The organism is Muricoccus pecuniae (assembly GCF_014199205.1).
Classification (GTDB): Bacteria; Pseudomonadota; Alphaproteobacteria; order Acetobacterales; family Acetobacteraceae; genus Roseomonas; species Roseomonas pecuniae.
Genome location: NZ_JACIJD010000006.1, coordinates 192,740 through 218,391, shown reverse-complemented (window position 1 = coordinate 218,391; position 25,652 = coordinate 192,740). Strand labels below are relative to the sequence as shown.

The 25,652-nt window shown below is 72.3% G+C and carries 24 protein-coding genes; 16 read left to right on the top strand and 8 right to left on the bottom strand.

What is annotated here, in order from left to right:
- Positions 1-24: 24 nt before the first annotated feature.
- The 7 genes from FHS87_RS08725 (at position 25) to FHS87_RS08695 (ending at position 8,217) form a co-directional block, all read left to right on the top strand.
- Entirely contained in the window at positions 25-588 is a 564-nt protein-coding gene (locus tag FHS87_RS08725; protein WP_184516436.1) for a GNAT family N-acetyltransferase, read from the top strand.
- Between the two features lie 30 nt (positions 589-618).
- Positions 619-2,238: a glutamine-hydrolyzing GMP synthase gene (gene guaA, locus FHS87_RS08720; RefSeq protein WP_184516433.1), complete on the top strand. Its 1,620-nt coding sequence runs from the start codon at positions 619-621 to the stop codon at positions 2,236-2,238.
- 114 nt (positions 2,239-2,352) lie between these two features.
- Positions 2,353-3,366 carry an amino acid ABC transporter substrate-binding protein gene (locus FHS87_RS08715; RefSeq protein WP_184516430.1) on the top strand — a complete coding sequence of 338 codons (1,014 nt, stop codon included), beginning with the start codon at positions 2,353-2,355 and terminating at the stop codon, positions 3,364-3,366.
- A gap of 61 nt (positions 3,367-3,427) precedes the next feature.
- Positions 3,428-4,441 (top strand): amino acid ABC transporter substrate-binding protein, encoded by a 1,014-nt coding sequence (locus FHS87_RS08710; protein WP_184516428.1) that lies wholly within the window; start codon positions 3,428-3,430, stop codon positions 4,439-4,441.
- A 270-nt stretch (positions 4,442-4,711) separates the two neighbouring features.
- Positions 4,712-6,565 carry a ribonucleoside-diphosphate reductase subunit alpha gene (locus FHS87_RS08705; protein ID WP_184516425.1) on the top strand — a complete coding sequence of 618 codons (1,854 nt, stop codon included), beginning with the start codon at positions 4,712-4,714 and terminating at the stop codon, positions 6,563-6,565.
- 115 nt (positions 6,566-6,680) lie between these two features.
- Positions 6,681-7,748, top strand: coding sequence for a ribonucleotide-diphosphate reductase subunit beta (locus tag FHS87_RS08700; protein ID WP_184516422.1), 1,068 nt, complete (start codon positions 6,681-6,683; stop codon positions 7,746-7,748).
- A 193-nt stretch (positions 7,749-7,941) separates the two neighbouring features.
- Positions 7,942-8,217 carry a hypothetical protein gene (locus FHS87_RS08695; RefSeq protein WP_184516417.1) on the top strand — a complete coding sequence of 92 codons (276 nt, stop codon included), beginning with the start codon at positions 7,942-7,944 and terminating at the stop codon, positions 8,215-8,217.
- 9 nt (positions 8,218-8,226) lie between these two features.
- Here FHS87_RS08695 and FHS87_RS08690 read toward each other — a convergent pair whose 3' ends face one another.
- Both FHS87_RS08690 and FHS87_RS08685 read right to left on the bottom strand, forming a co-directional pair.
- Positions 8,227-8,979 (bottom strand): tRNA1(Val) (adenine(37)-N6)-methyltransferase, encoded by a 753-nt coding sequence (locus FHS87_RS08690; protein WP_312861930.1) that lies wholly within the window; start codon positions 8,977-8,979, stop codon positions 8,227-8,229.
- On the bottom strand, positions 8,964-9,182 hold the full coding sequence (locus FHS87_RS08685; protein WP_221299686.1) for a putative signal transducing protein: 219 nt from the start codon (positions 9,180-9,182) through the stop codon (positions 8,964-8,966). Before FHS87_RS08685 ends, FHS87_RS08690 begins: the two co-directional genes overlap by 16 nt.
- A gap of 95 nt (positions 9,183-9,277) precedes the next feature.
- Between FHS87_RS08685 and FHS87_RS08680 the strand changes: the two genes are divergently transcribed.
- On the top strand, positions 9,278-10,312 hold the full coding sequence (locus FHS87_RS08680) for a polyprenyl synthetase family protein (RefSeq protein WP_376766426.1): 1,035 nt from the start codon (positions 9,278-9,280) through the stop codon (positions 10,310-10,312).
- Positions 10,313-10,346: 34 nt separating this feature from the next.
- Here the strand turns inward: FHS87_RS08680 and FHS87_RS08675 are convergent, their stop codons facing one another.
- Positions 10,347-11,087 (bottom strand): SDR family oxidoreductase, encoded by a 741-nt coding sequence (locus FHS87_RS08675; RefSeq protein WP_184516414.1) that lies wholly within the window; start codon positions 11,085-11,087, stop codon positions 10,347-10,349.
- 122 nt (positions 11,088-11,209) lie between these two features.
- Here FHS87_RS08675 and FHS87_RS08670 point away from each other — a divergent pair, with 122 nt between their 5' ends.
- Complete coding sequence (locus FHS87_RS08670) at positions 11,210-11,476, top strand: hypothetical protein (RefSeq protein ID WP_246418241.1); 267 nt, start codon at positions 11,210-11,212, stop codon at positions 11,474-11,476.
- A gap of 52 nt (positions 11,477-11,528) precedes the next feature.
- Positions 11,529-11,942, top strand: a complete 414-nt coding sequence (locus FHS87_RS08665; RefSeq protein WP_184516412.1) for a DUF3775 domain-containing protein — start codon at positions 11,529-11,531, stop codon at positions 11,940-11,942.
- 30 nt (positions 11,943-11,972) lie between these two features.
- Here FHS87_RS08665 and FHS87_RS08660 read toward each other — a convergent pair whose 3' ends face one another.
- Positions 11,973-13,451, bottom strand: coding sequence for an amidohydrolase family protein (locus tag FHS87_RS08660; protein WP_246418239.1), 1,479 nt, complete (start codon positions 13,449-13,451; stop codon positions 11,973-11,975).
- 100 nt (positions 13,452-13,551) lie between these two features.
- On the opposite strand from FHS87_RS08660, the gene FHS87_RS08655 reads away from it, so the two are divergent.
- From FHS87_RS08655 to FHS87_RS08640, 4 genes are all read left to right on the top strand, one after another.
- Positions 13,552-15,354 (top strand): ATP-binding protein, encoded by a 1,803-nt coding sequence (locus tag FHS87_RS08655; protein WP_184516393.1) that lies wholly within the window; start codon positions 13,552-13,554, stop codon positions 15,352-15,354.
- Entirely contained in the window at positions 15,351-15,884 is a 534-nt protein-coding gene (locus FHS87_RS08650) for a hypothetical protein (protein WP_184516390.1), read from the top strand. Before FHS87_RS08655 ends, FHS87_RS08650 begins: the two co-directional genes overlap by 4 nt.
- Positions 15,885-15,969: 85 nt before the next feature.
- Positions 15,970-17,454: an ATP-binding protein gene (locus tag FHS87_RS08645; RefSeq protein ID WP_184516387.1), complete on the top strand. Its 1,485-nt coding sequence runs from the start codon at positions 15,970-15,972 to the stop codon at positions 17,452-17,454.
- Between the two features lie 56 nt (positions 17,455-17,510).
- The gene (locus tag FHS87_RS08640) at positions 17,511-18,473 is read left to right on the top strand and encodes a Bug family tripartite tricarboxylate transporter substrate binding protein (protein ID WP_184516384.1); all 963 of its coding nucleotides are present in this window, start codon (positions 17,511-17,513) and stop codon (positions 18,471-18,473) included.
- A 7-nt stretch (positions 18,474-18,480) separates the two neighbouring features.
- On the opposite strand, the gene FHS87_RS08635 is transcribed toward FHS87_RS08640, so the two are convergent.
- Positions 18,481-19,479: a 2-hydroxyacid dehydrogenase gene (locus tag FHS87_RS08635; RefSeq protein ID WP_184516381.1), complete on the bottom strand. Its 999-nt coding sequence runs from the start codon at positions 19,477-19,479 to the stop codon at positions 18,481-18,483.
- A gap of 130 nt (positions 19,480-19,609) precedes the next feature.
- Between FHS87_RS08635 and FHS87_RS08630 the strand changes: the two genes are divergently transcribed.
- Both FHS87_RS08630 and FHS87_RS08625 read left to right on the top strand, forming a co-directional pair.
- A complete protein-coding gene (locus FHS87_RS08630; RefSeq protein WP_184516378.1) occupies positions 19,610-20,176 on the top strand; it encodes a hypothetical protein in 567 nt (188 codons plus the stop codon).
- Positions 20,177-20,179: 3 nt separating this feature from the next.
- On the top strand, positions 20,180-20,893 hold the full coding sequence (locus FHS87_RS08625; RefSeq protein WP_184516375.1) for an endonuclease/exonuclease/phosphatase family protein: 714 nt from the start codon (positions 20,180-20,182) through the stop codon (positions 20,891-20,893).
- Between the two features lie 10 nt (positions 20,894-20,903).
- Here FHS87_RS08625 and FHS87_RS08620 read toward each other — a convergent pair whose 3' ends face one another.
- From FHS87_RS08620 to FHS87_RS08610, 3 genes are all read right to left on the bottom strand, one after another.
- Positions 20,904-21,929, bottom strand: coding sequence for an ABC transporter substrate-binding protein (locus FHS87_RS08620; RefSeq protein WP_312861929.1), 1,026 nt, complete (start codon positions 21,927-21,929; stop codon positions 20,904-20,906).
- Between the two features lie 197 nt (positions 21,930-22,126).
- On the bottom strand, positions 22,127-23,026 hold the full coding sequence (locus FHS87_RS08615; RefSeq protein WP_184516369.1) for a transglutaminase family protein: 900 nt from the start codon (positions 23,024-23,026) through the stop codon (positions 22,127-22,129).
- Complete coding sequence (locus FHS87_RS08610; RefSeq protein WP_184516366.1) at positions 23,023-25,542, bottom strand: circularly permuted type 2 ATP-grasp protein; 2,520 nt, start codon at positions 25,540-25,542, stop codon at positions 23,023-23,025. The genes FHS87_RS08615 and FHS87_RS08610 overlap by 4 nt, the downstream gene beginning before the upstream one ends.
- Positions 25,543-25,652: the final 110 nt, after the last annotated feature.

Here is a 25,652-nt window from a genome sequence, read left to right as displayed (position 1 = left end):
AACCGCCATGGCCGGGGCTGCTGCATGATCCAGGTGCGGCGCGCGCGGCCAGAGGATGCGGCGGCCATCGGCGCGATCCACCGCATCGCGTGGCAGGACAGCTATCCCGGCATCCTGCCCGATACCTATCTCGCCGGCCTGGACGAGCGCCGCATCGCGGCGGGCTACCTGCGCGCCATGCTGGCGCGGCGGGGAGGGGAGGCGGTCTTCGTCGCCTGCGCCCCCGGGGGGGAGCCCGTGGGGTTCTGCTCCGCCGGCCGTGCCCGGCGCGAGGGCATCGCCGAAGGTGAGATTGAGACGCTTTATCTTCTCCCGGACTGGCGGGAGCAGGGGATCGGGCGCCGGCTGATGCGCGCCTCGGCGGCGCATCTCTCGGCGATCGGCTGCGCCTCCGCGATGCTCTGGGTGCTCTCGGCCAATGCCTCCGGATGGTTCTACCGGCGCCTGGGCGGCAAGCCCGTGGGGCGGGAAGGCATCCGCGTGGGCGGCGAGATGGTGGAGCAGACCGCCCTCCTCTGGAAGCCCATCTCCCTCCTCCTCGACGCGACGGCCGCCACGCGGGAGGGGGATGCGCGCGGGAAGGGTTGAAGTGACGCCCGTTCTGTGTTGATGGCCGCCATGGCCGATACGACTCCCGTCTCCCCGACGCCCGCGCAGGGGAACCTCCAGGACATCACCGAGAGCAGCGAGCGCCACCAGCGCCTGCTCATCCTCGACTTCGGCAGCCAGGTGACGCAGCTCATCGCGCGCCGGCTGCGCGAGGAGGGCGTCTACTGCGAGATCTGGCCCTTCACCGCGGACGAGGCCCGGATCCGCGCCTTCGGCCCCATGGGCATCGTCCTCTCCGGCGGTCCGGCCAGCGTGACCGAGGGCGCCAGCCCCCGCGCGCCCCAGGCCGTCTTCGAGATGGGGCTCCCCGTGCTCGGCATCTGCTATGGCCAGCAGACCATGTGCGCCCAGCTCGGCGGGCAGGTGGAGGGGAGCGACCACCGCGAGTTCGGCCGCGCCCATGTGCAGGTGGCCGATGACTGCGCGCTCTTCCACGGCGTCTGGGAGAAGGGCGCGCGCGAGCAGGTCTGGATGAGCCATGGGGACCGCGTCACGGCGCTGCCCCCCGGCTTCCGCGCGGTCGCCACCTCCGAGGGGGCACCCTTCGCTGCCATCGCCGACGACACCCGCCGCTTCTACGGCGTGCAGTTCCACCCGGAGGTGGTCCACACCCCCCACGGCCACGCCCTGCTGAAGAACTTCGTCCGCCGGATCTGCGGCGCCACGGGCGACTGGACCATGGGCGCCTTCCGCCAGGAGGAGATCGAGCGCATCCGCGCCAAGGTGGGCAAGGGCAAGGTCGTCTGCGGCCTCTCGGGCGGCGTCGATTCCTCCGTGGCCGCCGTGCTGCTGCACGAGGCGATCGGCGACCAGCTCACCTGCATCTACGTCGACCACGGGCTGATGCGGGGCGGCGAGACGGAGCAGGTGGTCTCCACCTTCCGCGACCGCTTCAACATCAAGCTGATCCATCGCGACGCGAGCGACCTCTTCCTCGGCGCCCTGGCCGGGGTGACGGACCCCGAGGTGAAGCGCAAGACCATCGGGCGGCTGTTCATCGAGGTCTTCGAGGAGGAGCAGGAAAAGATCGGCGGCGCCGACTTCCTGGCCCAGGGCACGCTCTATCCCGACGTGATCGAGAGCGTCTCGGCGACCGGCGGCCCTTCGGTGACCATCAAGTCCCACCACAATGTCGGCGGCCTGCCCGAGGGCATGCGAATGCAGCTCGTCGAGCCGCTGCGCGAGCTGTTCAAGGACGAGGTTCGCGCCCTCGGCCGCGAGCTGGGCGTGCCCGAGGCCATCGTGGGACGCCACCCCTTCCCCGGTCCCGGCCTCGCCATCCGCATCCCCGGCGAGGTGACGCGGGAGAAGGTGGCCATCCTGCAGAAGGCCGACGCGATCTTCCTGGAGGAGATCCGCAACGCCGGTCTCTACGACGCCATCTGGCAGGCCTTCGTCGTGCTGCTTCCCGTGCGCACCGTGGGCGTGATGGGCGACGGCCGCACCTACGACCAGGCCTGCGCGCTGCGCGCCGTGACGAGCACGGACGGCATGACGGCCGATGTTTACCCCTTCGACATCGCCTTCCTCTCCCGCGTTGCGAACCGCGTCGTGAACGAGGTGCGGGGCATCAACCGCGTGGCCTTTGACGTGACGAGCAAGCCGCCCGGCACGATCGAGTGGGAGTGATCCCCAGCCGCTGAGGCATGGCTTGTGAGGCCGGCCCCCTGGGAAACGGGGCCGGAACGGGCCAGGATGGCCCACCCCCGCCGGGAACCGGCGGCTGCCTCGGAGGAAACAGTCATGCTCAGGACAATCCTGGCCGCCGGGGTGGCGGCGCTTCTCTCGCTGCCAGCCCTGGCCCAGCCCGCGAACGACACGGTGGCGGCGATCCGGGCCCGCGGATCGCTCGTCTGCGGCGTCACGCCCAATTCCGCCGGCTTCGGCACGCCGGACAGCCGGGGCGAGTGGCGCGGCATCGACGTGGATTCCTGCCGCGCCATCGCGGTGGCGGTGCTGGGCGATACCCGCAAGGTCCGCTTCGTTCCGGCCAGCACGGCGCAGCGCTTCACCATGCTGCAATCCGGCGAGATCGACGTCCTGGCCCGCGTCACGACCTGGAGCATGTCGCGCGAGGGCTCCCTCGGCCTCGCCTTCGCGAGCATCAACGTCTTCGACGGGCAGGGCTTCCTGGTGAAGACCGATTCCGGCGTGACCTCCACCCGCCAGCTCGACGGCGCGACCATCTGCCTCCTGCCGGGCACCACGAACGAGCTGAACGTCGCGGACTACTTCCGCACGCATAACATGCGCTTCACCCCCGTCATCATGGACAATGTCGAGGAGCTGCGCGCCGCCTTCCTCTCCGGCCGCTGCGACAGCTACTCGACCGATGCCTCGGCGCTCGCCACCTACCGCGCGAGCCAGGGGGCCAACGCGAGCCGCTTCCTGCTGCTGCCCGAGCTGATCTCGAAGGAGCCGCTCGGGGTCGCCGTCCGCAAGGGCGACTGGCGCTTCTTCGACATGGCCCGCTGGGCGCATTTCGCCATGGTCACGGCGGAGGAGCTGGGCATCACCAGCACCAATATCGACAGCTTCGCGAACAGCACGAACCCGGACGTGCAGCGCTTCCTCGGCCGCGTCGGCGACATCGGGCAGGGCATGGGCATGAGCAATGACTGGGCGGCCCAGATCGTGCGCCAGGTCGGGAATTTCGGCGAGGTCTGGGACAGGAACCTCACCCCCCTCGGGATCCCGCGCGGCATCAACGCGCTCTGGACCAAGGGCGGGCTGCAATACGCGCCGCCGCTGCGCTGATCCCCTTCCCGTTCCCGAGGTGCCGGGAGATCCGGCACCTCCTCTTCCGGACGATCCGACGATGATGAAGCTGATCTTCACGGCGGCGCTGGCCGCCCTCACGGCCCTGCCGGCCGCAGCCCAGCCCGCCGCCGACACGATGGGCGCGATCAGGGCGCGCGGCCATCTTCTCTGCGGCGTCACCCCGAACACGGCCGGCTTCGCCGTGCCCGACAGCCGCGGCGAGTGGCGCGGGCTGGACGCGGACACCTGCCGTTCCGTCGCCGCGGCGCTCCTCGGGGACGGGACGAAGGTGCGCTTCGTGCCGACTACGGCGCAGAGCCGCTTCACCGCGCTGCAGAGCGGCGAGGTGGACATGCTCTCCCGCGCGACGACCTGGACGCTCGGCCGCGAGGCGCAGCTCGGCCTCGCCTTCACCGGCGTGAACTACTACGACGGCAACGCTTTCATGGTGCGCCGCGGCCTGGGCGTGGACAGCGCGACGAAGCTCGACGGCGCCTCGGTCTGCCTGCAGCCGGGGTCCACCACCGAGCTGAACGTCGCCGACTACTTCCGCCGCAACAGCATGCGCCTCAACCCGCTGCTGATCGAGAACCTGGAGGAGCTGCGCGCGGCCTTCGCCGCCGGCCGCTGCGACGCCTATGCCTCGGACACCTCCACCCTCGCGGCTTTCCGGATGGGGCAGGGGGATGCCGGGGCGGATTACGTGCTGCTGCCCGAGGTCTTCTCCAAGGAACCGCTCGGCCCGGTGGTGCGGAAAGGGGACTGGAAGTTCTTCGACCTCGTGCGCTGGACCGGCTACGCGCTGCTGACGGCGGAGGAGCTGGCCGTCACCGCCGCGAATATCGGCAGTTTCGAGGGGAGCCCGAATCCGGACGTGCAACGCCTCCTCGGGAAGAGCGGCGAGCTGGGCCGCCAGCTCGGCGTGGATAACGATTGGGCCGCACGTGCTATCCGCGCGGTGGGCAACTTCGGCGAGATGTGGGAGCGCAACATCACCCCGACCGGCATGCCGCGCGGCCTCAACCGCCTCTGGAACCAGGGCGGGCTGATGTACGCGCCGCCCATGCGCTGAGCCCCGGGAAACCCTCCCGTCGCGGTGGATTGCGGGGATATCGGGGAGGGTTTCGCCTCACGAAAGTGTTCCCATTTTGCCCCATTCTGAACCTCACGGCGCGACTCGTTGAAAAGAGACGAGTCGCTGCGCTGCATCCTCCCGCGTTGCGAAAAGAGCACGGCAACCACCTACATCTAGCGTCCGTTGACCGACCGCCGCGCGATATCTTGTGCGGCTCACCCTTCCGAGGCATCCTCCGCGGCCGGGGGAATTAGGGGTTACGGGACGATGTTTGACGCCGTTCAACTTGAGGGACACGGCCAGGTTCAGGTCGATCGCTCGCGCGATTCGCTGCTCACCGCCTTCGGCAAGGACACGCTGAGCGACCGCTACCTGCTGCCCGGGGAGTCGTATCAGGACCTCTTCGCGCGGGTCGCCAGCGCCTATGGCGACGACCGCGAGCACGCGCAGCGGATTTACGACTACATCTCGCGGCTCTGGTTCATGCCGGCCACCCCCGTGCTGTCCAACGGCGGCACGAAGCGCGGCCTGCCGATCTCCTGCTTCCTGAACGAGGCGGACGACACGCTCGACGCCATCGTCGGGCTGTGGAACGAGAACGTGGCCCTGGCCTCCAAGGGCGGCGGGATCGGCTCCTACTGGGGCAACCTCCGCTCGATCGGCGAGAAGGTCGGGATGAACGGCAAGACCTCCGGCGTCGTGCCCTTCATCCGCGTGATGGACAGCCTTACCCTCGCCATCTCCCAGGGCTCCCTCCGCCGCGGCTCGGCGGCCGTCTACCTCCCCATCTCGCATCCGGAGGTGGAGGAGTTCATCGAGATCCGCCGCCCCACCGGTGGCGACCCGAACCGCAAGGCGCTCAACCTCCACCACGGCATCCTCATCTCCGACGCCTTCATGCGCGCGGTCGAGGCCGACGAGGAATGGGCCTTCACCAGCCCGAAGGACGGGGCGCTGATCCGCAAGGTCTCCGCGCGCTCCCTCTGGATCCGCATCCTCACCGCGCGGATCGAGACGGGCGAGCCCTACATCATCTATTCCGACCACGTGAACCGGCAGCGCCCCGAGCACCACAAGCTCGCGGGGCTCGAGGTGAAGACCTCCAACCTCTGCTCCGAGATCACCCTGCCGACGGGGCGCGACCATCACGGCCGCGACCGCACGGCGGTGTGCTGCCTCTCCTCGCTGAACCTCGAGACCTGGTTCGAGTGGAAGGACGAGCCGCGCTTCATCCCGGACGTGATGCGCTTCCTCGACAACGTGCTGCAGTCCTTCATCGACACCGCGCCGGACACCATGGCGAAGGCGAAGTACAGCGCGATGCGCGAGCGCTCCGTCGGGCTGGGCGTGATGGGCTTCCACTCCTTCCTGCAGTCGCAGAACGTGCCCTTCGAGAGCGTGATCGCGAAGGTGTGGAACATGAAGATGTTCAAGCACATCCGCGCCCAGGCCGATGTCGCCAGCCGCGAGCTCGCCGCCGAGCGCGGGCCCTGCCCGGACGCGGCCGAGTACGGGATCATGGAGCGCTTCTCGAACAAGATCGCGATTGCGCCGACGGCCAGCATCAGCATCATCTGCGGCGGCGCGAGCCCGGGGATCGAGCCGATCGCGGCCAACGTCTACAACCACAAGACGCTGTCCGGCTCCTTCATCGTGCGGAACCCCTACCTCCAGAAGGTCCTGGCGAAGCACGGCCGCGACGATGACGACACCTGGACCTCCGTCACCGTGACGAAGGGCTCGGTTCAGCACCTGGACTTCCTGACCCAGCAGGAGAAGGACGTGTTCAAGACGGCCTTCGAGCTGGACCAGCGCTGGGTGATCGAGCACGCGGCCGACCGCACGCCCTATATCTGCCAGAGCCAGTCGCTGAACGTCTTCCTGCCCGCCAACATCCACAAGCGGGACCTTCACCAGATCCACTTCCAGGCCTGGAAGAAGGGGGTGAAGTCGCTCTACTACTGCCGCTCCCTCTCCATCCAGCGGGCCGACACCATCAGCGAGAAGGTAGCGGTGCAGCCGAAGCTCGGCTACGCCGTGAACGACGTCGCGGCCCCCCTGCCGCTGGTCGCGGCGCCGGCCGAGAGCACGAATTACGAGGAATGCCTCGCCTGCCAGTGATGTGAACAGGCAGGATTCGACCGCCCGAGGCGGCGGCCGCAATCTATCGCATCCACCGGCGGGCCGAAGCCCGCCGGGACGCCCGAGATCCTGACCAATCTTCCAGGAAAAACCCATGCCCGACGGCGCCATTTCCCCGGACGAGCTGCCCGTGCAGTTCGACCTGCTGACCGCGAACCCCGTCTACAAGCCCTTCCGCTATCCCTGGGCCTATGACGCCTGGCTGACGCAGCAGCGACTGCACTGGCTGCCGGAAGAGATCCCGATGGCCGACGACGTGAAGGACTGGCAGAAGAACCTCACGCCCGGCGAGCGCAACCTGCTCACCCAGATCTTCCGCTTCTTCACCCAGGCGGATGTCGAGGTGAACAACTGCTACATGAAGCACTACAGTCAGGTCTTCAAACCGACCGAAGTGCTGATGATGCTGTCCGCCTTCTCGAACATCGAGACGATCCACATCGCGGCCTACAGCCACCTGCTCGACACGATCGGCATGCCGGAGCTCGAGTACAGCGCCTTCCTCAAGTACAAGGAGATGAAGGACAAGTACGACTACATGCAGAATTTCTCGGTCGAGTCGAAGACCGAGATCGCGAAGACGCTCGCCGCCTTCGGCGCCTTCACCGAGGGGCTGCAGCTCTTCGCCTCCTTCGCCATCCTCATGAACTTCCCGCGGCACAACAAGATGAAGGGGATGGGCCAGATCGTCTCCTGGTCGGTCCGCGACGAGACGCTGCACTGTCTCTCCGTCATCCGCCTCTTCCGCACCTTCGTGCAGGAGAACCCGGAGATCTGGACGGAGGAGTTGCGCCGCGACCTCTACCTCATCTGCGCGACCATCGTGGACCACGAGGACGCGTTCATCGACCTCGCCTTCGGCATGGGCCCGGTCCAGGGGCTGAATGCGGAGGAAACCAAGACCTATATCCGCTTCATCGCCGACCGCCGCCTGCAACAGCTCGGGCTCGATCCTCTCTATCACATTGAAAAGAACCCGCTGCCCTGGCTCGACGAGATGCTGAACGCGGTGGAGCACACGAACTTCTTCGAGAACCGTGCCACCGAGTACTCCCGCGCCTCCACCGGCGGCACCTGGGAAGAGGCCTTCGCGGACCAAGCTTTCAACGGCTCGCCCCAGCCCCAGGGCGAGATTCTGCTGGGCGAGGCCGCGCGGCACTGACGCGGCGGGGCGGCCCGACCGGCCGCCCTGTTCCGGCCGACCGAGCATTTTTTGTCGGGCGCGATCCTTTTGGAACGCAAGTGCCCGTTCACGATAACAAATCCGGCCGCTATGGTGGTGGCCATATCCCTCTCGGAGGGAGTCGGTGATCCGGTGGAGAGCCGATCTGATGGGGTCGGAGGTTACGAGCGGCATGGCTGCGGACGAGCCGGAGGGGTCAAGACCAGGGAGCCGCGGTCCCGCGGCGCCCCGACACACCCGTCGGCTGACGGACAAGATCCTGATCGCGTTTCATCACGCCTGCGATCAGGGCGACTATGAGGTGGCCGAGGAGATGCTGCGTATCCTCGAGATGATCATTTCCCGGCGGACTGCTTCGCCCGACACCAACCGCCGCAAGAACATGGAGAGCCTCGTGGCCGCCCATGAGCGGCTCTGGCTCCTGCGCCACCCCGAGAGCGAGGGCTGAGGCTCCGGCTCAACCTGCCGGCTCCCAATCCAGCGCGGCGCCGCGGAGGACGAGTTCCGCCTCCGTGGTCCAGCCCTCCTCCCCGTGCAGCACCAGGCCGGGGAGCAGGGCGGTGGGCGCCCGGGGGGCACGCCTTGCCCTGATCAGCACGCGTCGGGCCGGGCGTCCCGCGCGGGGCCAGAGGGGCATGATCTCGATATTGCCCAACCCGGCGCCGCGAAGCGCGGCCATGCCCGCGTCCAGCCTGGTCGCGGGAAGCACCATCGTCGCCCGGCCTCCCCGAGCCAGCGAGGCCGCGAGCAGACCTGCCCAGGGGGGCAGCCCGCTCTCCTCGCCGTGCGTGGCCCCGGCCCGAAGGGCGTGCGGCGGGGCCGAGCCCCCGGGCCAGTAGGGCGGGTTGCTGACCGCGTGGTCGCAGCGCGGCAGGCGGGCGCGGAGCGCGGGATCCGCCACGTCGCCCTCGATCACCTCCACCCGCTCGCCCCAGCCGTTCAGCTCCGCATTCTCCCGCGCGAGCTCCGCGAGGCCGGGGTCGCGCTCCACGGCCACGGCCCGCACGCCGGGGCAGCGCGCGAGCACGCAGAGGAAGACCCCGCCCGGCCCGCTGCCGGCATCGAGCACCACCTGCCCCGGCCGCGCCGCGACGGAGGCGGCGAGCATCACGGCGTCCAGCCCCGCCCGCAGCCCCTCTTCCGGCTGGCGCAGCCGGACGAGGCCGCCGAGGAGGGTATGAATGGGGCCGGCCCTCAGCGCGCCTCCCACTCCCCGGCCTCGCGCAACAGGGCCTCGGCGGCTGCGGCCTGCTCCTCGGGCACGGCGAGCCGCTGGGGGAAGGCGCCGATCCGGCCTTCCACGGCCGAGACATGGGAGTCCAGCAGGAGCGGCCGGAACCCGCCGTCCCGCAGCAGGGCCTGGAGGAAACCGAGGCGCACGGGGTCGCCCTCGGACAGCAGGACGCGGATCATCAACCCTCCTCCGGGCCTCCTCTGGGCGGCCGCCCGTTGCTGCCCGCTCACCCCATCGGTATGGTGCCGGCCTCCATGGACAGGTCAATGCCCGCGTGAGCGCCACCACCGCGCCCGTCTCCACGGCGCCCATCGCCGGGGCGCAAGATCCCGAACAAGCGCTGGAAACCCTCACTGCGCTGGTCCGCGACGACCTCGAGGCCTGCAACCGCCTGATCGTCGAGCGGATGCAGAGCCCGGTCGCGCTCATCCCCCAGCTCGCGGCCCATCTCGTCGCGGCCGGGGGGAAACGGATCCGCCCCCTCCTGACGCTGGCCGCCGCCCGGCTCTGCGGCCACCGGGGCGGGCGCCACGTCGCGCTCGCGGCTTGCGTGGAGTTCATCCACACCGCGACCCTGCTGCATGACGACGTGGTGGATGAGAGCGCGCTCCGCCGCGGCGCCCCGAGCGCCAATGCCGTGTTCGGCAACAAGCCGAGCGTGCTGGTGGGCGACTTCCTCTTCGCCCGCGCCTTCCAGATCATGGTCGCCGACGGCTCCCTGCGCGTGCTGGACATCCTCGCTACCGCCTCCGCCACCATCGCGGAGGGCGAGGTGCTCCAACTCGTCACCCAGAACGACACGGCGACGACCGAGGACCAGTACCTCCAGGTGATCGAGGGCAAGACCGCCGCCCTCTTCGCCGCCGCCACCGAGGTCGGCGCCGTGGTGGCCGACCGGCCCCAGGCCGAGGCCGAGGCGCTGCGGGAATACGGCCGCTCGCTCGGCGTCGCCTTCCAGCTCGTGGACGACGCGCTCGACTACTCCGCGAGCCAGGCCGCGCTCGGCAAGACGGTGGGCGACGACTTCCGTGAAGGGAAGATCACCCTGCCGGTGCTGCTCGCCTTCAACTCGGCCGGTGAGGAGGAGAAGGTCTTCTGGCGCCGCGTGCTGGAGGAGCGGGAGCAGGCTGAGGGCGACCTGGAGAAGGCCATCGCCCTCATGCAGTCCCGCGGCACCCTGGAAGCGACGATCGAGCGCGCGCGCCTCTACGGCAACCGCGCGCTGGACGCGCTTCGCATCTTCCCCGACGGGCCGGAGCGCCGCGCGCTCGCCGGCATCGTCGAGTTCTGCATCGCCCGCGCGCGCTGACGCGCGGGCGCGCGGCCTCCCTCAGCCCTGGGACTCAGCCTCGGCCGAGCCAGGGCATCTTCGTGGCCATGATGGTCAGGAAGGGGATGTTCGCCTCGAGCGGCATGGACGCCATGTGCGCTACCGTACGGCCGACGAGGGCCACGTCCATGCGCGGCTCGACCATCATCGAGCCGTCGGGCTGCATCACGCCCTTGGTCATCCGTTCGGTCATCGGCGTGGCGGCGTTGCCGATGTCGATCTGGCTCGCGGTGATGTCGTGCTTGCGGCCGTCCAGCACAATCTGCTTCGTCAGCCCCGTGATGGCGTGCTTCGTGGCCGTGTAGGCCGCCGCCCCCGGGCGCGGGGCATGGGCGCTGATCGAGCCGTTGTTGATGATGCGCCCGCCCCTGGGGGACTGGTGCTTCATGATGCGGTAGGCGGCCTGGGCGCAGAGGAAGCTGCCGGTCAGGTTGGCGGCGACCACGCCGTTCCAGTCCTCGAAGGGCAGCTCGTCGAAATCCACCGCCGGGGCACCGCGGCCGGCATTGTTGAACAGCAGGTCCAGCCGGCCGAAGCGGCTCTTCACCTCGGCGAAGGCGGCCTCGACCTCGTCGCGCGCGCCGACATCGGCGGTGAGGGCGAGGCCGCGCTCCTGCCCGGCGATCGTTTCCTCAAGCGGGGCGAGGCGCCGGCCGAGCACCGCCACCGTCCAGCCATCCGCCAGCAGGGCCTGCGCCGCGGCGCGCCCGATTCCCTGGCCCGCCCCGGTCACCACGGCGTAGCGATCCGCCATTTTTCCTCCCTTTCCACCCGTTCGGAGGGCGAGCCTGCGTCCCGCGCCCGGCCATGGCAAGCTCGGCGGCAACCCCTTCGGCCGGGGGCGCGTTCCCAACCCGTGACAGGGGAGGCGCCGCTATGAGCGACGACGAGGGCCGCCGGGACAAGGACGCCACCGCGATGGGCGTGAACCCGATCCAGGACAATCCGATGGCGCGGCGCCAGGCCCATGGCCGCAAGGGGCCGGAGCGCGGGGAGGACCCTGCCGCGGGCACCGCGGCCGAGCCCGTCTCGCCCGGCGAGTTCCAGGCCGGCGACCGCTCCGAGCTGGGGCAGGCGCTGGGCGGGCCGGTGGACATCTCGCCGATCCGCGGCCGCCGAATGATCGAGCGGGAAGAGGAATAGGCATCCCGCCGCCCGTCTTCCGGGCGGCCAGTGAAGGACAGAGGGGCAAGACATGAGCGACCGGCCCGATCCCGACGACGAGGTTGATCTCGGCGTCAGCCTCGCCACCATCGTGGGCATCATCGATGCCGCGCGCGGCAGTGGCGAGTTGGAGGAGGAAGCGACCAACGAGGACGCACAGGACGAGGAGAACGCCGACGACAGCGACCCCGACGCGATGGTCGACACGCTGAAGGGGCTGATCAACGAGCTGAACGAGGACGAGCAGGCCTCGCTCATCGCGCTCACCTGGATCGGGCGCGGCGACTACGACGCCTCCGAATGGGACGAGGTGCTCCGCCTCGCCAAGGAGCGCAACGAGGACGGCACCGCCGCGGACTATCTCACGGGGATGGAGCTGTTCGGCGACTATCTCTCCGAGGGAGTCGCCGCCTTCGGGATCTCGGCGGAGGAAGTGGCGCGCTGAGCGCGGGGGAGGGGGCTTAGCGCCCCCGCCCTAACCCGCGATCAGGCGCCGGGCGCCAGTGAAGCGCCCGGCCAGGGCGCGGCAGTGGCAGGAGACGTGCGGCGCGACCGCCATGCTCCACTCCCGCATCCCCGCGTTCAGCCCGGCCAGCCGGTCCGCGGCCTCCTGCGCCCGCCTCGCCAGGGCGGCCTCGTCCAGGCCGAGCACGCGCCCGTCGCGCAGCTTCCACTCGCCGCCGACCATCACCTCCCGCACCGCCGAGCCGTCCTCGGTGAAGACGAGCTGGTTGGCGGCGTCGTTGAACGGCGCCCAGTTCACATGGGCGAGGTCGAGGAAGACGAGATCGGCCAGCCGCCCGGGCGCGATGCTGCCGGCCTCCAGCCCGAGCAGCCGCGCCGAGCCCTCGGTGGCCAGCCGCACCGTCTCGGCCGTGCCGAGCCAGTCCTCTTCCGTCGCCCCGTCCCAGAGGCGGGAGGCGAAGGCTGCCAGCCGCATGGCCTCGAACATGTTCTGGTTGTCCGAGGAACCGGAGCCGTCCGTGCCCAGCCCGACCGTCACCCCCGCCCGGATCGCCGCCCGCGCAGGTGCGATGCCGGAGGCCAGCCGCATGTTCGAGCCGGGATTGTGGGACAGCCCCGCCCCGCGCGCGGCGAGCAGGGCGAGGTCGGCCTCCGTCAGCCACACGCCATGCGCCACGCTGAAGCGCTCGTTCACCAGCCCGAGCCGGTCCATATGGGCCAGCAGGGTGGAGCCGTAGCGGACCTCCCCGCCGCCTGCCTGGTAGCGGGCCTCGGCCACATGGGTCTGCATCGGCAGCCCGTGCTCGGCGGAGAGGTCGCGGCACCCCTCGAGGAAGCTGTCCGAGCAGTGCAGGGGGATGGTCGGCGCGCAGCCCAGCCGCACGCGCCCGCCGCGCCAGGAGCGCGCCGCCTCGTGGATGGTGGTCAGGATGTCGTCCGCCCGCGCCATGGAAAGGCCCGCGGCGCGCGCACGGTACTCCTCGGGCAGGGCCTGGATGAGGCCCGGCGTCGCCTGGAAGAAGGTGAGGTCCGCGACCATCGGCGCCAGCACGGCCCGCAGCCCCACCGTCTCATAGGCTTCGGCCATCGCCGCCAGCCCGTCCAGCGACGGGCCGGGGAACTCGAAGGCGAGGTCGTATCCCGCGGTGCAGCCCTTGCGCAGCATCTCCACGGCGGTGAGCGTCGTGGCGAGGCGCTTGTCCTCCAGCCCGCGATGCCCGCCGATCCAGGCGGCATGGGTCAGCAGGAGCGCGAGGTCCCACTTGTCGCCCATGCCCTTGGAGAGCCCGCCATGCCCGTGGGTGTGGCCGTTCACCAGCCCGGGGATGACGAGTCGCCCGGTGGCGTCGTGCCGCGCGGCGTCCTCCACGGCCGTTCCGGGCTCCAGGAGCGCCGCCACGCGCTCCCCTTCCAGCAGGATGTCGCGATGCGGCGCGGCGGTCGCGTCGGGCAGGAGAACGCGCGCGCCGCTGATGAGAATCCGGTTCATGCGGGCGAGCATAGCAGCGCCAGCTCCCGCACCGCCCCGTCCGCGCCGGCACGGGACCGTTGTGACGCGCGCGGCGTTCGTTCACACATAGGGCGTGATGATGCCTGGGCCGAACACAACCACTGCGCGCGCGGGCGAGCCGGCCCCCATCCCGCACTCTGCCTGGTCGGCCGCGCGCCGCGGCATTCTGGAAGCCTTCGCCGCCGGGGAGCGCCTCGTCCTGCTGGTCGGCGGTCCCGGTTCGGGCAAGACCCTGCTGCTGCGGGAGATCGAGGCCTCGCTCCGCTCCCCCAGCTTCCGCGTCGGGCGGGTGGAGGGCTCGGGCTGGGCGGAGGGCGCGCCGCTCTCGCAGATCCTCCTCGTCGACGACGCCGAGCGCATCGGGGATGCGGAGCTGCGGCAGGTGGCGGAGCGCGCGGTGGGCTTCACCGTGCTGGCCGGCACGCCCGCGCTGGCGCGGCGCCTGGGGGCCCTGCCGCACCGGCTCGTCGAGCTCGGCCCGATCCAGGAGCGCGACATCCCCGCCTATGTCGCGGCGCAGGTCATCCGCGCGGGGCTGGAGGATGACAGGCTCGGCGGGGGCGCGGTCGAAGCCTTCGCCAGCGCGGCCAAGGGCGATCCGGCCCGGCTGAACCGGTTGATCGGGACGAGTTTCCTCGTCGCCAATATGGCAGGCTCGCGGGAGGTGCTGCCGGAGCACGTCCGCCGCGCCGCCGCGGTCCGGACCGGGCGGCCCTCCAAACCCCGCGCTGCCGGCCATTCCTCCTCCGTGATCGACGAGGCCGAGACCTCGCCCTTCCTGACCCCCGCGCCGTCCGAGGGGGCGGGTTTCGACCTCCGGCGGGGCCTTCTCCTCGCCTCGGTTCCCCTCGCCCTTCTCGTCATCGCCGGCGCCTGGTTCCTCTGGCCCGAGGCCGAGGCGCCCCGCCCGCGGGAAGCGCCGGCCGTCCTGGCGCAGCGCCCGACCGCCCCGGAGGCGCCCGCGCCCGCGCCGCCGCTCGCCAGGGAGGAAGAGCCCCGCCCCGCCGAGCCCGCCGCGCCGGCACCTCCGCCGCCGGTCCCGGAGCCGCCCCGCGCCGCGGCACCCGTTCCGGAGCCGCCCGCCCCCGTCGCTGCCGCGCCCGCGCCGGAACCGCCCTTCGTGCCGGATCCGGGGACGACCGCGGCGCCCGCCTTTCCGACCGGCCTGGAGCGTCCCGCCGATCCGGTCGAGCCGGCGGCGCGCGGCGCCCCGCCCGCGGGCGCGATGGTCCGCGTGGTCATCACCTATCCCCGCGCCGCGCCGGGCGCCGCGCAGCGCGCCGCAGCCCTCTCGTCCGAGCTGGACAGGGCGGGCCTGTCCGCGGGCACGCCCTTCCCGCTGTCCCGCAGCGCCGCCGGGCCCGAGCTGAACTACTTCTTCCGCGAGGACCGCGAGGCGGCGCTCCGCGTCGCGCAGGCGGGGGCGGGGCAGATCGGCGAGGCCGTGCCGCGGCTGGCGCCGCTCGGCGGGGCGCTGCCGAGGCCCGGGACGATCGAGGTCGGTCTTCCCGGTCCCGGCGCCGCCCCGGGGGACCGGGCCACCCCTCCCGAACCCCCGGCGGCCCCGGCGCCGGAACCCGCTGTGCCGTCCTCCCCGCCGGAGGCGACAGTGCTCGGCGCCGATGCGGCGCAGCGGGGCGTCACCCTTTCCTGGGGAGTGCCGGCGCGGGCGGATTCCTTCGTCGAGGTACTGATACTGGAGGGTGGGGAGGCGCCGCCGCGAGAGGTCTTCGCGGGCTATTCGGAGGCCCAGGGCACCCAGACGATCCGCCTCTCCCGGCCCGGACTCTATGCCTGGCGCGTCCTGGCCGTCTCCCGCAGCGCGCGCCGATACGCGCCCAGTCGCTGGTACTATTTCACCGTGGCCGAGGCCTCCCCATGACCCGACCGCTCCACCTCCTTCCCCTGCTCCTGGCCGTGGCAGGATGCCAGAGCACCACGACACCCACCCCCGCGCAGCCGGCCCGCCCGGCGCCGCGCGCGGCCGTGCCCGCGCCGCCCAAGCCTCCGGAGGTGTCGGGCGGCTGGTCCTTCAGCATCGACGGGGATCGGTGCAACGCCCGCGTGGCCCATCGCGAGGCCACCCTGGCCATCACCGCCGGCCCGGAGCCGCGGCTCGCCTTCTCCCTCTCTGCCCCGGGGACAGGGCTTCCGGCCGGCAGCCCCGTCCGGATCGCCTTCAAGGGGGAGGGAAGCGGGTGGCAGCTCGCGGCCCGGACCGATCCGCGCCGCCTCGCCTACGCCGCCATCCCGCTGGACGGGACGGGAGAGGGGCGCGTCCGCGACCTGCTCGGCGGCGGGACGGTGACCGCCAGCGGCCGGGGCGTCTCCGTCCCCGCCCTCGTCGTGCCGGATGCGGGCGTGTCGGGCCGGGACTGGTATGCCTGCCTCGCCCGGCTTGCCGGTGAGTGAGAGGGGGCGACTCCCGGCCTGCAAAGACCCTCCCGATCCGCTATAGGAGCCGACCCCGCGCGGGGGCTGGCGGGCGGAGAGGGGCATGACGATCGGGATCGAGCTGGGGCGCACCAACACGGGTGCGGCCGGGATGATGGATCTGGAGGAGCTGCTGGCCACGCGCCTCCTCGTCCAGGGCAATTCGGGCAGCGGCAAGTCCCACCTCCTGCGGCGGCTGATGGAGCAGTCGGCCCCCTGGGTGCAGCAGGCCGTGATCGACCCAGAGGGCGACTTCACCTCACTCGCCGACCGCTTCGGCCACCTCGTGATCGACGCCGCCGCCCATCCCGAGGAGGCGATGGCCGCCGCCGGGGACCGGGTGCGCCGCCACCGCGTCTCCGTCGTGCTGAACCTCGAGGGGCTGGAGGTGGACCGCCAGCTCCGCCACACCGCCGCCTTCCTCGGCGGGCTCTTCGACGCCGAGCGGGACCACTGGACCCCGATGCTGGTTGTGGTGGACGAGGCGCAGCTCTTCGCCCCCGCCGCGGGCGGCGACACCTCGGACGATGCCCGCCGCGCCTCCCTCTCCGCCATGACGGACCTCATGTGTCGCGGCCGCAAGCGGGGCCTTGCCGGCATCATCGCCACCCAGCGGCTGGCGAAGCTGGCGAAGAACGTGGCGGCGGAGGCGAGCAACTTCCTCATGGGCCGCACCTTCCTCGACATCGACATGGCCCGCGCCGCCGACCTGCTGGGCATGGAGCGGCGCCAGGCCGAGCAGTTCCGGGACCTCCAGCGCGGGCACTTCATCGGCCTCGGCCCCGCCCTCTCCCGCCGGCCGCTCGCGATGCGGATCGGGGTCGTCGAGACGCAGAGCCGGGGCAGCGGCCCCTCCCTCACGCCCCTGCCGCAGACGGCGCCGGAGGAGGCGAGGGAACTGATCCTCGCCGCGCCGGACCCCGTGGCGCCGCGCCCAGCCCGCCGCCCGCCGCCCGCGCCGCCGGCCGACATCCTCGCCCAGCTCGCCCAGGCCTCCGCCACCCCGCGCGGGCCCGCCATCCGCGTTGCCGAGCCGGAGCCGAGCCCGGAGGAGGCGGCGGAGCGCGAGACCCGCACCCGCGCCATCCTGCACGAAATGCTGGCCGAGGAGGACGCGGCCTTCCGCCCGATCGGCGTGCTCTACCAGGACCTTCTCGTGCGGCTCCGCATCCACGCCGTCAGCGGCCGGCCGCCCGAGCTTCCGGCCTTCCGCCGGATGCTGGCGGTGGCGCGCGCCGGGGTTCCGCCCGAGGCCGCGAACGATCCCGGTTGGCCCGAGGCCGCCGCCCGCGCCGATGGCCTGCCCGAGGATACGCAGGGGGTCTTCCTCCTGCTGGCCCATGCCGCGCGCCAGGGCCTGCCCTGCCCTTCGGACGCCGCCATCGCCCGCGCCTATGGCAGCCGCTCGGCCGGGCGCGCGCGGCGGCTGCTCGCCTGGATCGAGGAGCAGGGGCTGATCGTCACCCGCCCCGCGGCGGGCGGGCGGCGGATCGTCGTGCTGGTCGGGCTCGCCTGGGAGACGGCGCCGGGGGATCCCGCCGCCGCGTGATTGCCGGGTGGCCCGGGCTTGCGGCATCCTTCCCGCAAGCAACCGAGGAAACCCCCATGCCCATCGCACGCCGCGGCGCCCTGGCGGGCCTCGCCGCCGCCGTCCTGGCCGGCCCCGCGCGGGCGCAGGCGGGGACGGTCACCCTCGTCGTCCCCACCGCCCCGGCCGGCACCACGGACTTCGCCGCGCGGCTGCTCGCCGAGCCGCTGTCGCGCCAGCTCGGCCAGTCCGTGGTGGTGGAGAACAAGGCGGGCGCCAATGGCGCGCTCGGCACGCAGGACGTGGCGCGGGCGCGGCCGGACGGGACGCGGCTGCTCGTGCAGTATTCCGGCTACCATGTCGGCTCGCCCGCCATCGTGCCGAATATCGGCTACGACGTGCGGCGGGACTTCGCCCCGGTCTCGCTGCTGCTGGACGCGCCGCAGGTGATCTTCCTGCACCCCTCCATCCCCGCCGCGAATGTGGGGGAGCTGGTAGCCTGGGCGAAGGCCAATCCGGGCACGCTGAACTACGCCTCCTCCGGCACGGGGTCGCTCCAGCACCTCGGCACGGAGCTGCTAAAGCTCCGCACGGGGACCGACATGACCCATGTCCCCTATCGCGGCACCGGCCCCGCGACGCAGGACCTCGTCGCCGGGCGCGTGCAGATGATGATGACCACCCCGCCGCCCCTGATGCCCTTCGTGCGCGAGGGACGGCTCAAGGCGGTCGCCATCACCTCCGCCGCGCGCCACCCCGCGTTGCCCGACGTGCCGACCCTGGCGGAATCCGGTCTGCCCGATCTGGAAGTGACAGGCTGGTTCGCCGTCTTCGCCCCCGCGGGCACGCCCGAGCCCGTGCTGCGCCGGCTGACCGAGGCCTGCAACGCCGTGGTGGACACGCCCGACTTCCGCCGCCGCGCGGAGGAGCAGGGCGCCGTCATCCGCCTCATGCAGCCGGCCGAGCTCCAGGCGCGGGTGAACCGCGAGCTGGACGAGTGGACCCGCGTGGTGCGCGAGGCGAGGATCCAGCCGGACTGAGGGCGCCTCAGCCCGGCGCCACGACCTCGTTCACCAGCTCCTCCCCGCGCTCGAAGGCGGTGACGCTCTCCAGCGTGGTGGCGCAGATCGTCCCGAAGGCCTCGCGCGTGAAGAAGGCCTGGTGGCCGGTCAGCAGCACGTTGGGGAAGGACACCAGCCGCTGGATGAGGTCGTCGTCGATGATGTCGCTGGAGCGGTCCTGGAAGAACAGGCTCGCCTCCTGCTCGTAGACATCGATGGCCAGCCCGCCGAGGCGGCGCGACTTCAGCGCGGCGATCGCGGCGCGCGTGTCCAGCAGCCCGCCGCGGCTGGTGTTCACCAGCAGCAGCCCCGGGCGGGTGCGGGCGAGGAAGTCCGCATTCACGATGTGGCGCGTCCCGTCCGTCAGCGGGCAGTGGAGGGAGATCACGTCGCTCTCCGCCGCGAGATGCTCCACGGAGACGTAGCGCCCGCCCAGCGCCTCGAACTCCGGATGCTCCTGGGGATCGTGGCCCAGCAGCGTGCAGCCGAAGCCGGCCATGATGCGCGCGAAGACGCGGCCGATCTTGCCCGTGCCGATCACCCCCACCGTGCGGCCGTGCAGGTCGAAGCCCATCAGCCCGTCCAGCTCGAAATTGCCGCTGCGCGTCCGCTCATGGGCCTTGTGGATGCGGCGGTTGAGGGAGAGCAGCAGGCCCGTGGCGAACTCCGCGACGGAGTGCGGGGAGTAGTCCGCCACGCGGGTGACGCGGAGCCCGTGGCGCGCGGCGGCGTGCAGGTCGATCTGGTTGAAGCCGGTGGAGCGCGTCGCCACCAGCCGCGTGCCCCCGGCGGCCAGCGCCTCCGCCACGGCGGCGTCCACCTGGTCGTTCACGAAGATGCTGACGGCCGGGAAGCCCGCCGCGAGCGCGACCGTCCCCGGCTCCAGCCGTGCCTCGAAGAAGGTGAGGGCGTGGCCGTGGGCTGCGTTCAGCTCGGTCAGCATCTCGCGGTCGTAGCGCTTGGCGCCGAAGACGGCGACCTTCATCGGGGAACCCCATCGCTGTTGGCCGGCCTGCCTATCACGGCTTTTCTCCCCCGCGCGATCCCGGGCGCGATCCCGGGTCGCTCCCGCGCGTTGTCACCACCTGTCGCGCCGCATGAGAGAGGGACGCCGCTTGCCCCCCCTGACGAGGGACGATCTACGCTGCCAATCCCCCCTTGCCCTGGGCTGCATCATCGCCCTCGCCGCCATGGCCGCTTGGTTCTGGAGCCTGGACAAGCGCGATGCCTCGATGGGCACGCTCACCGCGCTCGTCGGCTGCCTCGGCCTCATCCTGCCGCCGCGGGAGCGCATGGGGGTGCTGCCCTGGCGCCTGCGCGCCCTGCCGCGCCACCTGGACGCGGCGCCGATCCTGGCCACCATCATTTCCAGCCCGGGCTACGGGCTGAACTGGTTCTACGGCGAGAACCCCTATGACGAGGCCGTCCACCTCCTGAGCGGGGGGCTGGCCGGGGCGGTCTTCCTCGGCCTGCTGATGGTGGACGGGCGCCGGCGGAGCGCGGCGCGGCTCGTTCTATCCAGCGCCGGTTTCGGCCTCGCCCTCGGCGTCGTCTGGGAGATCTTCGAGTGGGGGACGGCGCTGATCGGCGAATGGACGGACACCTGGACGGACGTGCTGCTCACCACCCTCGGCGCGACCCTCGCCGGGGCCTGGGCGGCCTGGCGCCGCAAGGGCCGGTAGCGGGTGCTCGTCGCGACCTACAACGCCCATCGCGGGCGCGGCGCGCGCGGCGCCTTCCGGCCGGAGCGCATCGCCCGCGTCATCGCTGAGATCGGGCCGGACCTCATCGCCCTGCAGGAGGCGCAGCACTATCTCCGCCCGTCCCGGGAGATGCTGGACGAGGAGTGGCTGGAGCGGGAGGCCGGGCTGCGCCCTCTGCAAGTCACCCACCGGCCGGGCGAGCAGGGCTGGCGCAGCAACATCGTGCTGCTGCGCCCGGATGCCCGGGTCCTGCGCCCGCCCATGGGGCTGCGGATCGGGGGGATGGAGCCGCGCGGCGCAATCCTGGCGGAGCTGGACCTGGGCTGGGGCCCGTTCCGGCTCCTGGCCACGCATCTCAGCCTTGGCGCCTCGCGCCGCCGGCGGCAGGCGGAGGCGCTGCTGGCCGCCATGGCGAGCGGGGCGGGCGGGCGCCTGCCGACGCTGCTGATGGGTGACTTCAACGAGTGGCGGCCGGGGGCCTCGGCGCTCGGCCTGCTGGAGCCGGTCTTCGGCGTGCCGCCCCGCGCCCCGACCTTCCCGGCCTTCCACCCCTTCCTCTCGCTCGACCGGATCATGGGGCACCCGGCCGGCCTCGTGCCGGGGGTGGAGGTGCATGACACGCCGCTGGCGCGCATGGCCTCCGACCACCTGCCGCTGAAGGCGCGGATCGACGCGGCGCTGCTGGCGCCGCGCTGATCCTGCCCCGTCAGCCGATCTTCCGCTCGCTCGCGGGCGGCAGGAAGCGCTCGGTGAACATGTCGGCGACCTTGGGCGGGTTCGTCACGCCATAGGCCTCGGCGTTCACGCGGATGAGCGTCTCGGCGCGCGCGGTGTCGATCGCCCCCGTGCCGTTGGCGCGCACATTGGGGGTGAGGATGGAGCGGTCGCGCGTCATGGCCCAGCGGCGCTTCTCCAGCGCCTCGTCGAAGAGCGGCTCGCGCTTCTTGAGCGAGGCCATGGCGGCGTCGGGTTCGGCCAGCAGCAGCTTCAGCCCGGCGATCGAGGACTTCACGAAGGCAGCGGCGACCTCCGGGTTCTTCTCCAGCCAGTCGGCGCGGGCGACCACGGCGCTGCCATAGATGTCGAGCCCGTTCTCGGCATAGGGCCAGGCGACGATGTCGTCCTCCTTCATGCCGAGGCCGACGAGGTTGAAATAGGTGGTGAAGAGGAAGCCCGTCACCGCATCCACCTGCCCCTGGGCGAGCATCGTGTCCCGCAGGTTGGCGGCCATGCTCGTCCAGCGCACCCCGGAGGCCTCGATGCCGGCCACGCGGGCGAAGGCGGGGAAGAGCATGCGGCTGCCCTCGCCCTCCGGCGCGCCGATCCGCTTGCCGGCCACGCCCTTGGGATCGGTGATGCCGCTGCGCTTCAAGGTGATCAGCGAGGCCGCCGTGCGGTCGAGCACCTGGTAGATGGAGACCAGGCGCTTGTCCGGGTTCTCGGCGTTGAACTTCACCATGGTGGAGACGTCGGTGTAGCCGATGTCATAGGCGCCGGAGGCGAGCTTGACCGTCGTGTCGCCCGAGCCGAAGCCGCGATCCATCCGCAGCGCGATGCCGTTGGCGCGGAACACGCCGCGGTCGTCCGCGAGGGCGAACATGCCGTGGTTCCCCTGGAGGGCCCAGTCCAGGCAGAAGCGCAGCGGCGCCTGGGCGGCGGCGGTGCGGAGGGCGGGGAGGGCGAGGGCCAGGCCGCTGCCGGCGGCCAGCAGGGTGCGGCGGTGAAGGGTCACGTCTCGTGTCTCCGGTCGGTCGCTCGGCGCGGGCATCGCCGCGCCGGTGAAAGCTCCATGCAGCGGGCTGCACGGCGCCTCCCCCGGCAGGCCGGCGCCGGATCGAGGGATCGGCGCGCCCGGCGCGAGGACGCGCGGCCGGAACGATGCAAGAGGAATGCCGCGCAGCCCCCGCTCAGCTCCAGCTCAACCCCAGATCAACGTCCTGGGGCGGAGCCCTCCGCCCAGGCCTCGTGGCCCGCAGCCTCGTCCATGTCCACGCCCACATGCACCGTGTGCCGCCCCCCGCCCAGGATGACGCCGAGCAGGGGGGAGACATCCCCGAAGTCCCGGCCCCAGCCGAGCAGCACGTGCTCCTCGGTGACGAAGAGGCTGTTGGTCGGGTCCATCTCGACCCAGCCCGCCTCGGCGCCGAGCCAGGCGGCGACCCAGGCATGGGACTGGTCGGAACCGGCCCGCTTCACGCCCCCCGGCGGCGGGCGGGTGCGGATGTAGCCGGAGACGTAGCGGGCCGGGATGCCGAGCATCCGCAGCCCCGTGATCATCAGATGCGCGAAATCCTGGCACACCCCCTCGCGCCGGCGCAGCACCTCCTCCACCGGGGTCGAGACGGTGGTGACCCCGGCGCGGAAGGCCATGCCCTCCCGAAAGTGCGCGATCATCTCCACCACGGCCTCCCCAGCCGGCCGGCCGGGGGTGAAATGCGGGGCGAAGAAGGCGCGGGCCGCCTCGACCGGGGGCAGGGAGGGGCTGGGGAAGAGGAACTCCGCTACCTCGGGCCGGGTGAGGGCGGCACCGCGGATCGCCTCCCAGGGAGGCGTCTCCTGCGGCAGCGGGGGCGGGGCCGTCACCTCCACCAGGGAGTCCGCGGTCACGACGAAACGCTTGTGCGGGTCCTCCAGGTAGAGCCAGGCCGTCGGATTGCCGAAATGGTCCTGCTCCTCCGCCCGGCGCGTCGGGGCGGGATCGCTCACCAGGCTCGTCGCCAGCACGCGCTGCCGGGCGAGCGGGCGCGGGGAGAGGTGGAGGAGGTGGGTCGCCATCTCCACGGCGGATTCATAGGTGTAGTCGGTGACGTGCCGAACCCGGTAGATCACGCCGCGCCCCTCTCCACCGTGTCCACCCCCAGCAGCCGCGGCGCGGCGAGCAGGGTGAAGTAGCGGCGCCCGATCGCGTCCGACAGGTCCCCGACCGCGTGCTCCACGGCCAGGAGCCGGGGGGAGAGGGCGGCGGCGGCGGCCGCGCCCTCCGCCGAACCCGCCACCTCGGCCGCCATCGCCTCCACCTCCAGCCGCAGGCGCCGTGCCCAGGCCGAGAGGCTCGGATCGCCGCCGCCCTCGACCCGCGCGAGCAGCTCCTCGGCGGCGGCGAACTGGAAGACGAGGCCGCGCGGGTTGGCGGGGTCGGCCATCACGAGGTCCAGCGCCGGGGCGGGCTGGACGACATTGAGGTAGCGCGAGCGGTAGGTGATGACGGAATCGCACAGCTCCAGCGCGAGGGAGAGGGCGCTCTCGATCCGCGCCGGCGGTTCCTTCAGCACGTTGCCGAGCAGGGCCGCGATGCTCGTCCCCCGCTCGAGGCGCCGCCCGAGGTCGAGGAAGGTGTGGGCGCCGCCGCGCACCATGTTCTCGGCCGCCACCCCCGCCACGCCGGAGGCGTAGCGCACCAGCCAGCCGAGGGCGGCGCCGAGCGCCGCGGGCCCGTCCGCCTCCATCAGCGCCGCGCGCGTGTCGCGGAGCGGCAGGGTGAAGGCGGCGTGCATGTCGCCGGTCAGCCGGTCCCGCGTGGCCTCCACCAGCCGCGCCACCTCGCCCGTCAGGCGGTGGACGCGCCCGCCCTCCTTGCCGGCGGCGAGCAGGGCGCGGCGCAGCGCGCTGTCATTGCCCGAACTCGGCACGTCCTCCGCCTGGATCAGCCTCGCATCCAGCAGGCAGCGCGAGAGGGAGGCGACCTCGGCGAGGTCGCGCGGCAGCACCGTGGCGCGGTTCAGCCGGGTGAGGGTGGCGCGCATCAGTCGCGCGGAATCGTCCAGTCGCTCGACGTAGCGGCCGAGCCAGAAGAGGTTGTCCGCGACGCGGGAGGGCAGGTCGCCCGCCGTGCGCCGGATGGAGAGGGCGGGGATGTGCAGCGGCCCCGGGCCGCGGATCTCCGCCCTGTCCTCGGAGGTGACCCAGACATCCTTGCAGAGGTCGGTCGGCCGCCCATTCTCATCCGCGACCCTGGCGAGCCCGCCGGACAGGCACTGCCATCCCGCGCCGTCATGCAGGAGGTAGAGGCGCAGCACGACCGGACGCGGCTCCAGCCCGTCCCCGGCGAGGCTGGGCGCGGAGGAGGGCTGGGGCAGGGCCGTCGCGGCCCAGCCGCGCGGGTCGGCCTCGATCCTGGCCCAGCCGCGCGGGTCGGCCTCGATCCTGGCCCAGCCGCGCGGGTCGGTCTCCGGGCCGGCGCCCGGCCGGGCGACCGGGCGGGGGAGAAAGGCGTCGGGCGCCGCGCGGAAGCGGTCGAGGGAGGCGGGGTCGCCGAGCCAGAGCGTCTCGGCGGAGAGAAGGGCGGGCTCCTCCCCCAGCAGCGCCCGCGAGAGCGAGGGGAGGAAGGCAGGCAGGCCCGGCGCCTCGGCCAGGGCCGCGCCGGGATGGTTGTGCAGCACCACCGCGCCGGCCCTCATCGCGTCCAGCAGACCCGAGATGCCCTGGGACGGGCGCCCCCCGAGCTCCAGCGGGTCGATTGAGGCGCCGGGTAGGCGCGAGAGCAGCACGCGCACGGGCTGCAGCCCCCGCAGCGTCTTGAGGTAGAGCGCGCCGCCGCGGGCGGAGAGGTCCCCCACCTCCGCCAGGGCGCAGGAGAGTTCCCGCGCGAGGGTGACGTGCTCCGCCCAGTCGGGATGGCCGACGCCCGGCGTCAGCAGGGCCACCGTCGCCGCCCCGCTCAGCTCCGAGCCGGCGGCGCGCTGGAGCAGTTCCCGCCAGAGGTCGAGGAAGGGGCGGATCGGGCGCATCTGCACCGCGCGCGCGCATTCCGGGAGCACCCGCGCCATGTGCGAGCGGTTGGCATAGACCTGCGAGAAGCCGTCCATGGCCACGACGCTGTCGCCCGTGACCCGCCAAGCGCCGTCCGGCCCGCGCAGGAGGTCGGCGGCATAGGCGTGCAGGAAGCGGCCGGAGATGCCGTGGCGGCAGGGGCGCAGAAAGGCAGGGTTGGGAAAGACCAGCTCCGGCGGGACCAGCCCCTCGGCCAGGAGGCGCTGCGGGCCGTAGAGGTCGGCGAGCACCGCTTCCAGCAGCCGGGCCCGCTGGGCCAGCCCCTCGGCCAGCCGGTCGAACTCCTCGCCATCCATGATGAGGGGCACGGGATCGAGCCGCCGCGAGGCCTTGCCGCGGGAGGCGGAGGGGAGGAAGCCCGCCGACCCCTCCTCCTCGAAGGCGCGGTCGAGCAGCCGCGCGCGGTGCAGCAGCCCGCCCTCCGGCAGGCCATGGAAGGAGCCGAGCAGCGCCGACCAGTGCGCGCGCACACGGCCGCGCCCGTCCACCATCTCGTCGCGCATTCCATCCCTCGGCACGGCCGCGGGGCGGCCGGCGGCGTCCTGGCTGGATAGGGTGGGGGAGGCACGGTCCATTCGGGGCGGGGCTTCTCGGGCGGCTCGGGGCAGGGGCGGGGCCGGCGGCACGGCGCCAGGATCGAAGGGCGGCGCAGCATAACGGCCGCGACGGCCAGGAACAGCCCGGC